The 12,459-nt window shown below is 66.9% G+C and carries 5 protein-coding genes; 3 read left to right on the plus strand and 2 right to left on the minus strand.

The window, feature by feature from the left end:
* Positions 1-106 precede the first annotated feature (106 nt).
* The 3 genes from AC59JP_RS15725 to AC59JP_RS15735 are packed head-to-tail and all read left to right on the plus strand — an operon-like array spanning position 107 to position 2,720.
* Positions 107-1,099 carry an ATP-binding cassette domain-containing protein gene (locus AC59JP_RS15725; protein ID WP_497326736.1) on the plus strand — a complete coding sequence of 331 codons (993 nt, stop codon included), beginning with the start codon at positions 107-109 and terminating at the stop codon, positions 1,097-1,099.
* Positions 1,096-1,896: an ABC transporter permease gene (locus AC59JP_RS15730; RefSeq protein ID WP_497326737.1), complete on the plus strand. Its 801-nt coding sequence runs from the start codon at positions 1,096-1,098 to the stop codon at positions 1,894-1,896. Before AC59JP_RS15725 ends, AC59JP_RS15730 begins: the two co-directional genes overlap by 4 nt.
* Entirely contained in the window at positions 1,893-2,720 is an 828-nt protein-coding gene (locus tag AC59JP_RS15735) for an ABC transporter permease (protein ID WP_497326738.1), read from the plus strand. The genes AC59JP_RS15730 and AC59JP_RS15735 overlap by 4 nt, the downstream gene beginning before the upstream one ends.
* Before the next feature lie 5 nt (positions 2,721-2,725).
* On the opposite strand, the gene AC59JP_RS15740 is transcribed toward AC59JP_RS15735, so the two are convergent.
* Both AC59JP_RS15740 and AC59JP_RS15745 read right to left on the minus strand, forming a co-directional pair.
* Positions 2,726-3,595, minus strand: coding sequence for a glycosyltransferase family 2 protein (locus tag AC59JP_RS15740; protein ID WP_497326739.1), 870 nt, complete (start codon positions 3,593-3,595; stop codon positions 2,726-2,728).
* Between the two features lie 120 nt (positions 3,596-3,715).
* Entirely contained in the window at positions 3,716-12,226 is an 8,511-nt protein-coding gene (locus tag AC59JP_RS15745; RefSeq protein ID WP_497326740.1) for an amino acid adenylation domain-containing protein, read from the minus strand.
* Positions 12,227-12,459: the final 233 nt, after the last annotated feature.

The following is a 12,459-nucleotide window of genomic DNA, read 5'->3' on the forward strand; positions in this document are numbered from 1 at the left end:
GTCCGTGGCGCGTCACAACCCACGAAGGTAACGGTGCGTAACATCTTTCTCGTTCGGTCGGACAGTACGACCGAACGAGGAAGACGCCCTGCGACCGTGGAGACTCATGCCATCACACGACACAGCCGTACTCGTGGAGGACGTACACAAGTCCTTCGGGACGGTTGCTGCCCTGCAAGGCGTCAGCTTCAGCGTCCCGACCGGCTCCATTCTCGGTGTTCTCGGTCCCAACGGCGCTGGTAAGACGACCACCGTCAAGGTGCTCTCGACGCTGATCCGGCCCGACAAGGGTCGCGCGGTGGTGTCCGGTCACGACGTGACGCAGGACCCGGCGGCCGTCCGACGGTCCATCCTGATGACCGGCCAGTACGCAGCGCTCGACGACGCTCTGACCGGCCGTGAGAACTTGATTCTCTTCGGTCGTCTGATGGGGCTGACGAAGAAGGCCGCGAAGGCGCGCGCGAACGACCTCCTCACCGACTTCGACCTCGAGGACTCGGCCGATCGGCCTGTCCGCGGGTACTCGGGCGGCATGCGCCGCCGCATCGACATCGCGTGCGGACTCGTCGTCCGGCCGGACGTCGTCTTTCTCGACGAGCCGACCACCGGTCTGGACCCGCGCAGCCGCAAGGCCGTGTGGTCGCTCGTGGATTCGCTTCGGACACAAGGCATCACGACGCTGCTGACCACCCAGTACCTCGAAGAAGCCGACGTGCTCAGCGACAGCATCATCGTGATCGACCACGGCCGGGTGATCGCGCAGGGAACCGCGGACGAGCTGAAATCGACCACCGGCGGCAGCTACTGCCACATCGTCCCGCAGGACCCAGCCGACGTTCCGCGGGCCGCGAGCGCGCTCGACGGCCTCCTTCCGCCGACGTTCTCCAAGGCCGACCTCACCGCCGACAGCATCTCCATCCCGGCCGCCGACGGTCCCGCGGTGCTGGCCGAGGCGCTCAAGCGGCTCGACGACGCGGGCATCGTCCTGTCGGACATCGGCCTGCGACGGCCGTCTCTGGACGACGTGTTCCTGGCCCTCACCGGACAGAGCAGCCCGTCCGCCGAGGCCACGGAGGCCGCCGAGGTGAAAGCCGTATGACGGCCGTCGCGGACGGCACCCGCAAGTCCCATCGCGCCCCCACCCCCACCGCGTTCAAGCAGTGGAGCAGCCTGTCGGGCCGCGCGCTCGGCGGAATGATCCGATCCGGCGGACTCCTCGTCGCGGTGCTCGCGCCGGCTGTTTACACCGTCGGTTTCTACCTGCCACTGAAATTGGTCATGCAGTTTCAGGGCATCAACTACGCGCAATTCCTGATGCCCATCATCTGCTTGCAGGCAATGGCGTTCACCGCCATTTCCGCGGCGCAGAGGTCGGCCATCGAAGGCCAGTCGGGAATGACCTCGCGCCTACAGACGATGCCGGTGGTGGTCTGGGTGCCGCTGCTCGCCAGAGCAACCGCGAACTTCGTCCACGCGTCGCTGTCGCTGATAGCCGCGATCGTCTACGGCTCGATCATCGGGTTCCGCTTCACCGCCGGCTTCGTCGACGCGGTGGTCTTCTGCGGGTTCGCCCTTCTCGTCGGCGGAGCCCTCACGACGGGCGGTGACGCGATCGGGTCGCTGTCGCGGAGCCCGGAGGCCACCAGCCAGGCGCTGACACTCCCCCAACTCATCCTCGGCATGTTGTCGTCCGGGTTCGTTCCGGAGACGGGTTTTCCGGAGTGGATTCGCCCGTTCGTGCGCAATCAGCCGATCTCGCTGTTCTCGAAGGCGATGCGTGACATGGCGGAGGGTGGCATCAATCCGTCGACGCTGTGGCCGGCGCTGGCGTGGGCCGTGGGGCTCATCGTCGTTCTGGTACCCCTGGCCGTGTGGGCGAGCGTGAGGCGATCATGACCGAACTCGATCTCCGTCCCCTTCCGCAGACGACGCGTCACCTCAGCGAGCGCAGTCCGGTCGCGCTGTACAGCCAGAGCGTGCTGCACTGCGGACGGTTGCTCCGCCGGTGGGCGCGTGACCCGCTGACGATCATCCAGGCGATGGTCTACCCGGTGCTGTTCCTGCTGATGCTGCGCACGGTGCTGGGCAATTCGATCTCGGCAGCGACCGGCGTCGACAGCATCTACGGCACGGTTCCCCTGATGACGCTGGTGGCAGCCATGTCCGGCTCGCTCGCCAGCGCCATCGGACTGCGCCGCGAACGGCAGGCCGGTCTGCTCGCCCGCTTCCAGACGCTGCCCGTGCACCGGGCGGCAGGTCTGGTGGGCCGACTGCTCGCCGAAGCCGTGCGCATTCTGGGCACCACGATCCTGATGGTCGTCGTGGGTCTGTTGCTGGGGTTCGGCTTCGATCAGGGAGTCGCTCCCGGCATCGCAGCGATGGGGATTCCCTTGGCGTTCGGCATCGGCTTCGCGGTGTTCATCACTGCCGCCGCGGTCGTCACGACCACGTTTCCCATCGTCGAAGGCGTCGGCATGCTCTTCACACTGCTGATGTTCTTCAACTCGGGCTTCGTGCCGACCAAGGCCTACCCGACGTGGTTGCAGCCTGTCGTCGCGCACAACCCGATCTCGGTATCCGTGGACGCGATGAAGGGACTCACACTCGGTGGGCCGGTTCAGTGGCCGCTGATTCAGGCTCTGTGCTGGGCCTTCGGGCTCATGCTCGTCTTCGCCCTGCCGGCCATTCGCGGATACCGAAAGGCCGCCGAGTCGGTCTGACCGGTCTAACTGCTGTGCACCGGTGAGCTCCGTACCTCACCGGACCGCAGCAGCGCCCGCAGCGAGAGCCGGCCCAGTTCGGGGTCGTACGCGCGGTAGGGCAGCCAGGTCAGCGCGTGCATTCCCCACGTGACGGGCGCGACGATGTAGCGGACCTGGCGGGTGGCCTTGCCGTGGAGCGCGAACGTCTCGACGCCGGCGCGCACGTACTTCGTGAACTCGGTGGGTGGTGTCAGCCGGCGGCGCGGTGACGTGTCGACCCACATGTCGCCGAGCCAGGCGATCTTCAGTCCGTGATCGTTGATGGTGAGCGCCAGGTCGACGTCCTCGTGGATGTCGCTGCGGGTGGACACCGATCCTTGAACCTGCAACCACGTCGACTTTCGAATGGCCATGTTGGCGCCCGCCAAATTGTCGATCGGCATATCGTTGCCAACCATCTTCAGCTTCATCAATGTCCGCACGAACTGTTCTTTGAATGCGCCGAACGGCGAATCGTACGGAATGGATATTCCGGTCACGCCGCCGTAATCGCCGCGTTCGTCCGAGCCGAGAAATCGCTTGACGGCGTGCGCCCAACCGGGCCGCACCACGGAGTCGGCGTCGACCCGGCCGATGACATCGCCGGTCGCTGCCCCGAATCCCGCGCTCCGCGCGGCAAGAATCCCCTGGACAGGCTCGTGGACGAGCCGCAGGCAGTCGATCCGCTCCGCGTACTCCTTCACGATGCGCTCGGTGCCGTCCGTGCTGTTGTTGTCGACGACGATGATCTCGTCGATATCGTCTATCTGCGCGAACAGCGAATCGAGGCATGCCCCGACGGTGTCTTCTTCGTTGTACGCCGGGACGACGACGGACAGCGTCAAAGAATTCATGAACTGAATGTACCGCGCATTTCTTCCGGCATTCAAGGCAGCAATTATGCCCTTTTCAAGCCATTGTATTACGACACGCTCGTAAACATTCGAATGGAATGTTGTGTCGTGCCGAACGCGCTAGATTCGAGCCCAGGGAACGAGATCGGCCGAAGACACCGCTTTGACGTCGGAACCGAGATCGGTGCCTCCGAAGTCGTCGGACACCACCGCCCGAAGATCGGCGGCATCCTCCGGATCCACCTGTGACACCGACTCCGCGGGCAGGAACGCATGCGACACCCAGTTGTCGGCCAACACGTCGTCGAGTGCGGCTGCTCCCCCGTCCACCACGATGCCGCCGGCGTGTGCGGCCACCATTGCACCGAAGAACGCGGTCCCGGTACCCAGAGAAGGGTCGGCGTAGACCCGTGACTCGTAGTCGGTATCCAACAGCGCTGCCGCGGCCGTGATCGAGGCCGTGAAGTCCGCGTAGCTCACCGGATCCGCTCCCTCCGGCGCGAACGCCGGCGCTGCTCTGTCCACGGGGCGTTCGCGATCGCTCACCGCGATCGCCCGAGACGGCATCGACGACACCAGCGCAGCGTCGCCGACGTCGATCACCCGCCGTCCGTTCGAGACGGCGTCGGGGCCGTTCGAGAGCACCAGAGCCGCCAAGGAGCGCGTCGAGGCCACGCCGGCGCCGGACTTCACCACGCCCCAGAGCGACGCGAGACGCAGGAACGGATCGGAGACATCGACCGCGACCAGATCCCCGGTCCCGATTCCCGACGTCAGCAACAACCGAGCCAACTGGTTCGATCGGGCGTCCAGTCGTGCGTAGGACGTCTCGTCCTCGCCGCTGACGAACGCCGGCGCCGACGGATCGGCTTCGACACTGGTGTGCAACAGCGAGACCAGCGACGGAGCGGCGGCCGACGACTCTGCCGACGCGGGCACGGGCGGCACAGGCTCACGCGTCGCGGGTAGTGCCTCGACCTGCGACGCAGCCGACCGGATCGCGATCGACCCCAACGACTTGGACGGATCGTCGGTCACGGCGACGACCACGGACCCGAGAACGTCCGCGAAGCCGCGCACGGTGTCCTCGTCGAACAGGTCGACGGCGTAGGTCAGCACGGCCGAGACCGCGGAGTCGCTGTCCCGGTCCGGCCGGTCGTCGATCGTGAGCGTCAGGTCGAAGTTGGCCGGTTCGAACGGGTTCTCGAGTTGCTGCACGTGAAGGCCGGGCAGCTCCAGGTCCATGCGGTCGGTGTTCTGGTACGCCAGTGCCGTCTGGAACAGAGGTGGTCTGCTGGTCGACCGAGTCGGTGCCACCGCGTCGACCACCGCTTCGAACGGAATCTCGGCGTGGGCGAACGCCGACAGGTCCACCTCGCGAGCGGAATCGACGAGGTCGGCGAAACTGTCGTCCTCGTCGATCGTCAACCGCAGCACGAGGGTGTTCACCAACATGCCGACCATCGGGTCGAGTTCGGCGTTGCCGCGACCGGCCACGGCGGTACCGATGGGAACGTCCTGTGATCCGGTGAGTCGGGACAGGCCGACCGCCAGAGCTGCGTGCATCACCATGAAGGGTGTCGCTCGGTGCTCACGCGCGATGGTCCGGACCTTGTCGTACCGCGCAGCGGGCATCTCGAACGACAGCGACGCCCCTCGGCGCGACGGGACCGCCGGACGCGGGCGGTCCCGGGGCAGGTCGATCTCGTCCGGCACGCCGGCCAACGTCTGCCGCCAGTAGTCGAGTTGACGGCTCGCGAGCGAGTCCGAGTCCTCGAACGACCCCAGGACGTCGCGCTGCCAGAGTGCATAGTCGGCGTACTGGAACTTCAGCGGCTGCCAGGCCGGCAGTGCTCCGCCGGCGCGGGACGCGAACGCCGTCATCACGTCACCCGTGAGAGGGGCGAACGAGAATCCGTCGGCCGCAATGTGATGCACGACGACGCCCAGTGCGTAGTCCGAGGGCGCAGAGTCCGAGGGCGCAGAGTCCGAGGGCGCGATCCGGAAGAGCCGCACGCGCAACGGAACCTGCGTGGTGACGTCGAATCCCTGCAGCGCCATCTCGACGAAGGCGCCGTACAGGGACTCCTCCGTCACGTCGATCGGGTCGAGATCGAGAGGGACGTCCGCGGCGTCGAGGATCTGCTGGTGACCCACACCGTCGACGTCCGGGTAGACGGTGCGCAGCGTCTCGTGGCGTTCCACGACGTCGCGCACGGCAGTTTTGAGGGCGTCCATGTCGAGTTCGCCCTGCAGCCGCAGACCCAGGGGGAGGTTGTACATAGGCGACGCCGGGTCGAGCCGGTTCGCGATCCACATACGTTGCTGCGCAAGGGCCAACGGAACGAGCTGCGGCCGCGGGACGGCGACGAGGGGACGCCGTCCACCGGCCGAACCGGCGTCGAGTGTCGCCGCCAGGTCGGCCACGGTCTGCGTGTCGAACACCGAGCGCAACGGAACGCGTACGCCGAGCGCCGCGCCGATTCTCGACGCCGCCTGCGTTGCCACCAGCGAGTTGCCACCGAGCGCGAAGAAGTTGTCGCCCAACCCGATTCGTTCGACGCCGAGCAGGTCGGCGAACACCTCGGCGACGACGCGCTGCTCGACGGTGCGAGGTTCGCGGAACCTACGGGGGTCCCCCACCGGATCCGGGAGAGCTGCGCGGTCGATCTTTCCGCTCGCCGTCAGCGGGATGGCCTCGAGCACGACGACGACGGGAACCATGTACGTCGGCAACAAGCGCGACGCATCGGCGCGCACGGTGTCGGTGTCGACGGTGGCGCCCTCGCGCGGAACGACGTAGGCGATCAGTCGCTCGTCGCGCACCACGGCCACCGCCTGTGCGATGCGGTCGGACGCGAGCATGGCCGACTCGATCTCGCCGAGTTCGATGCGCAGGCCGCGCAGCTTGACCTGGAAGTCGGCGCGGCCCACGAACTCGAGTTCACCGTCCGAGTTCCACCGCGCCAGATCGCCTGTGCGATACATCCTTTCGCCGCGCCCCGACGGACGGGCCACGAAGCGGTCCGCCGTCAGCGCCGACCGTCCGTCGTATCCGCGAGCGATCTGCGATCCTGCGAGGTACAGCTCACCGGTGACGCCGTCGGGCACCGCGTGCAGTCGCGAATCGAGCACGAGCGCAATCGTGTCGCCGACCGGAAGCCCGATGGGCACGGCGGGGCCACCGGTCGGTCCGACGGTGTGTTCGGTTGCGTGCACGGAGAATTCGGTGGGTCCGTACAGGTTGTGGATGTCGATGCTGTTGTGGGCCCGAGCACGGAACTCGTCGATGACCGCGCGGGAGAGTGCCTCGCCGGCCAGGAACACCACACGCAGCGAATCGCACGTGTGCGCATCGGAATGGGATGTGAAGAGCGTGAACATCGACGGCACGAACGACACTGCCGTGACGCGGTGCTCCTCGATGACGCGCACGAGGTAGTCGGGGTCGCGGTGGCCGTCCGGTTCGGCGATCACCAGCGTGGCTCCGGCCGCGAGTGCGCCGAACAGTTCCCACAGCGAGACGTCGAACGTCATCGGAGTCTTGAGCAACACCGTGTCGTCGGCGGAGAGTGCGTACTCCTGGTGGAACCACTCGATCTGCGACGCGATCGCGCCGTGCGAGACGTTGACGCCCTTCGGCTTTCCTGTCGACCCGGACGTGAAGATCACGTACGCGGCGTTTCCGCTGCGGACGGGGCCGCGCAGCTCGCCGCTCGACAGGGGCGCGTCCGAGTACGCGTCGGGGTCCAGTGCGTCCAGGGCGGCGCGATCCGACAACACGTAGACCGGCTGGGCGGTGTCGAGAATGAACTGGTTGCGCTCGGCCGGCTGATCCGGATCGAGCGGAACGTACGCTCCCCCGGCCTTCAGAACGGCGTACACCGCGACCACGGCGTCGATCGACCGGGGCAGCGAGGTGGCGACGGACTTCTCCGGGCCGACCCCCGCGTCGATCAGCGCACGCGCGAGACGGTTTGCGCGGGAGTCGAACTCACGGTAGGTGAGCGCGGTGTCGCCGAAGACCACTGCGATGGCGTCGGGTGTGGCGAGAACCTGGCGTTCGTACGAGGTCAGCAGGGTGCGCGAGGTGTCGGTGACGTCCTCGGCCGGCACGGGCCGCACCAGGCGCGCCTGCTCGACCGACCCGAGCAGCTCGATGTCACCGACCGGCTTGTCCGGATTCTCGGCGACTTCCGAGGCGACGATCAGGAATCGCTCCGCCAGTGCCGCAACGGTTTTCCGGTCGAACAGATCGGTGGCGTATCCGATCGAGGCGGACATCCCGTCGGGCGCACCGAGCGGCGACACCGAGTCGACGAGGGTGAACTGCAGGTCGAACTTGGCGACGCCGAGGTCGAATTCGAGAGTTTCCAGCCGCAGATCGGTGAGCTCGAAGTGCGCCTGCTCCAGGTTCTGGAACGCCAGCATGACCTGAAAGATGGGGTGACGGGAGCGCGAGCGCGGCGGATCGATGACCTCCACGAGGCGCTCGAACGGCACGTCTGCGTGCGCGAAGGCGGCGAGGTCCTGCTCTCTGACGTGCTCGAGCAACGACGTGAAGTTCTGGTTGCTGTCGATGCGCGTCCGTAGGGCGAGCGTGTTGACGAACATGCCGATCATGTCGTCGATCGCGGCGTCGCCGCGGCCCGCTATCGGGGTACCGAGCGTGACGTCGTCGGTGTTTCCGTATCGAGCGAGCACGACGGCCAGCACCGAGTGCATGACCATGAACAGCGTCGACGAGTTGTGCCGGGCGAGTTCGAGCAGCCGCTCGTGCAGCTCGGCGTCGAGGTGGAATTCGTACGTGGCCCCGGCGTGGGTGGGCTCCGCCGGGCGAGGCCGGTCGGCGGGCAATTGCAGTTCGTCCGGCAGGTCGGCAAGAGCGCTGAGCCAGTATCGCTCCTGCTGTGCGATAACGGATTCGGGGTCGTTCTCGTCGCCGAGGACGTCGCGTTGCCACACCGCGTAATCGGAGTACTGCACCGGAAGAGGCGCCCAGGTGGGCGCGTACCACGAGATGCGCGCGCTGTAGGCGGCCATGAGGTCGCGCGCGAGCGGCGCCATCGACGCACCGTCGGCGGAGATGTGGTGGACCACGACCGCGAGAATGTGCGACCCCGGCGCCGTCCGGAACAGGCGCGACGCGATCGGGACGGTCTCGGTGACGTCGAAAGTCGTTGCCGCCAGCGCCAACACGGCCGACCGCAGGTCGCTTTCGTCGATGTCCACGGGCGTCAGGTCGGGTACGACGGACTCGGCCATCATGGGCACCTGAACGGGACCGTGCTCGGTCTCGGGGTACATCGACCGGAGCGATTCGTGACGGTCGATCACGTCGAGCATGGCCACCTGGAGCGCCGGCACGTCCAGGTCGCCGATCAACCGCACGGCGAAGGGGATGTTGTACGCGGCCGAGTCCGGGTCGAACCGGTTGAGGAACCACATGCGGCGCTGCGCATATGACAATGGGGCCGGATCACCGCTCGGCCGGTGCGTCAGCGCGCGCCGGGCGCCGCCGCTGTTGACCTGGAGGCGGGCCGCGAGTGCCGCGACGGATGGCGCTTCGAACAGGGTCCGAACGGTGACGGTCGTTCCGAGGGCCGCACCGAGGCGCGAGACGGCGCGGGTCGCGATGAGTGAGTTGCCACCGAGTGCGAAGAAATCGTCGTCGCGCCCCACCCGGTCGACGCCGAGCAGCTCGACGAACACCGACGCGACGATCTCTTCGACGGGCATGGTGGGCGCACGGAATTCGCGCGATTCGATGACCGGCTCGGGCAGCCGCGCGCGGTCGACCTTGCCGTTGACGGTGAGCGGCAGACTGTCGAGAACCATCACCGACTGCGGCACCATGTGCGCCGGAAGATTCTGTACCGCAAAGCGATGCAGTTCCTCGTGGTCGATGGTGCGGCCCTCTTCGAGCATGACGTAGGACGCCAGCAGCAGCACCCCCGCCGACTGCCGATGTGCGACGGTCACCGACGAGCGCACGCTCTCGTGCATGCTCAGCGCCGCGTCGATTTCGCCGAGTTCGACGCGGATTCCGCGAATCTTGATCTGGAAGTCGGCCCGGCCGACGTACGAGATCTCGCCGCTGCGGGTCCATCGCACGAGGTCGCCGGTGCGGTACATACGCCGACCGGGCTCGCCGAAGGGACACGGAACGAATCGCGCCGCGGTGACGCCCGCGGCGTTGACGTATCCGCGCGCCTGCGATCCGCCGATCAGGTACAGCTCGCCGACGACCCCGACCGGAACGGGGCGCAGCCGTCGGTCGAGCACCACGCACGCCGCACCGCGAACAGGTCCGCCGATGGTGATCTGCGCACCCGGGACGAGTGCTTCGCTCATGTGCGAGATCATCGTGAACTCGGTGGGTCCGTACGCGTTGTACATGCTGCGGCCTGGCGCCCACCGTGCGACGAGATCGGGCGGGCAGGCTTCACCCGCCGTCACGACATGGCGAATGTGATCGAGTCCGGTCGGGTCCACCGACGCGAGCGCACCGGGCGTGACGACGGCGTGGGTGACCTGCTTGGCGCTCATGTAGTCCGCGAGGTCCTCGCCGCCGAACACATCGACGGGTGAGATGACCAGCGTGGCGGAGCGGCTGAGCATCATGAGCTGCTCGAAGATGGACGCGTCGAAGCTCGGGGACGCCAGCGCGAGAACGCGCGAGTCGCGGTCGATGTCCATGATGATCGGCAGTTGGTGCCAGAGGTCGACGACACCGCGGCTGCCCACCATGACGCCCTTGGGCAGCCCGGTGGACCCGGAGGTGTAGATGAGCCACGCACAGGTGTCGATGTGCACGCCTTCGAGCCGCTCGTCCTCACGAATCGTGGCCGACGAGTGCGCCGACATCTGCTCGTCCAGCTCGGCGGAGTCGACGACGAGCCACGCGGAGGTATCCGGCAGCAGGTCGCGGTGCCGGCGGTCGGTGAGACCGATGAACGCACCGGAGTTCTCGACGAGGTATTCGATACGCGACTCGGGGTACTTCGGGTCGATCGGCAGGAACGCAGCGCCCGTCTTCGCGACCGCCCAGGTCGAGACCAACATCTCCAGGGAACGCGGAAGAGCTATGGCCACAACCGATTCGGGCCCGACACCGTGTCCGATCAATACCCGCGCGAGCTGGTTGACGGCGGCGTCGAGCTCGGCGTACGTGACCGTCTTGTCGATGGTGTCGACAGCGATCGCGTCGGGCGCAGCAGCGACGGCCATGTCGATGAGGTCGACGAATCGGCGCGGCGGCATACCCGGAAGTCCGGTCGCCGGAACGAGATCCGTGCGCTCGTCGGCGCTGAGCAGTTCGATGTCGCGGATCGGAGAGTCGATGTCGAGTTCGGCGAACCGGCCCATGAACGTGAGGAACCGGTCCCGAAGGTCGGTGACGTCCTGCGCCGAGTACATGTTCGGGTTGGCCTCGAAGTCGATGCGCAACTCGTCCTCGCCGGCGGCCGGGTAAAGATTGATCGCGAGATCTTCGACGGGTCCCGTGGTGAGGACGTGGTACGAACCCGAGACCGAACCCAGGGTGATCTCGTTCTGGAACAACATCAGGTTCACGGCGGGTCCGAACAGTCCGCGGGTGTTGGTGGCCTCGCCCGCGTCCCGGCGAATGTCCTCGTGTCGGTAGCGCTGGCGGCGCAGGGCGCCGGTGAGCTCGCGCTGCACCCGGTCGACGGTCTGCGCGACCGTGACATCCGCGTCGAGGTCGATCACGAGCGGCACGACGTTGGACACCATGCCGCCCGATCGCCGCAGCACCGCACTGGTACGACCCGACACGGGCAGGCTGAGAACGATCTGCGAGGTTCCGGTCATGCGGGACAGGAACGCCGCGAAGGCAGCGATCGCGAGTGGCGCGGTGCTCGACCCCAGACTGTCGACACGCTTGGCCAGCAGTTCGGACACGGCGACCGGAGTCGGTCCGGTGGCCGCCGCGGCGGGCACACCCAGCGGCGCCGCGGAATCGACGAACGACACCGGGTCGGGCAAGGTCCGGAACTTTTCCGACCAGTGCTCCCGGTCCTTCTCGAAGCGGGAGGACTCCCGGTAGGCGACGTCGTCCTCGTAGATCGCCCGCAGGTTCTCCGCGCGCGAGGGTGTGGGTTCGCGGCCCTCGACCAGCGCTGTGTAGTACTCGGCGACGCGCTGCATCATCGTCATGGCGCCGAAGCCGTCGAGCACGATGTGGTGGATGCGGCTGTACCAGAAGTACCGGTCGTTGGCGACGGTGATCAGGTAGGTGACCACCAGCCGGTCGGTCGTCAGGTCGATGGGCGAACTGCATTCGTCGCGCATCCAGGCGATGGCGGCGTCCACCGGGTTGTCCGCGTCGCGGAAGTCGCGGGTACGGAACGTGTCGGTCAGGGACGTGTCGACCCGCTGTGCCGGGACTCCGGCCTCGTCCACCATCCGCACGTAACCGGAACCGAACTCGGCCCCGACGGCCTTCATCGCCCGTTCGAGCAGATCCGCGTCGATGTATCCGCGCAGGTCTACGTAGTGGGCGATCGAGACGGGAACGTTCCCGGCGAGCTGCTGCGCGAACCAGATTCCGCGCTGCGCAGCGGTCAGAGGAATGACGTCGGCCGGGGAGGTCGTCTCGGTGTCGTGCACTGAAAACCTTCCCTCGCCCGCGGGGCGGAGCCGATCCGCCTCTCGAATAACTGTCGTCCGGCTTGTTCGAATCATTACTTCCGAACAATTACCGGTGGTGGCCCCACACAATGCCATCAGGCCGATTCCACAGTGTTTCACAGTCGTAAAACCCGAACAAGGCGACAGGAATGGGTCGTCGCGTAGTGTTGATCTTCGGGGCTCTGATCGATCGATATACGAGGTGGTCGACC

Source organism: Rhodococcus sp. 320_ES, assembly GCF_059691855.1.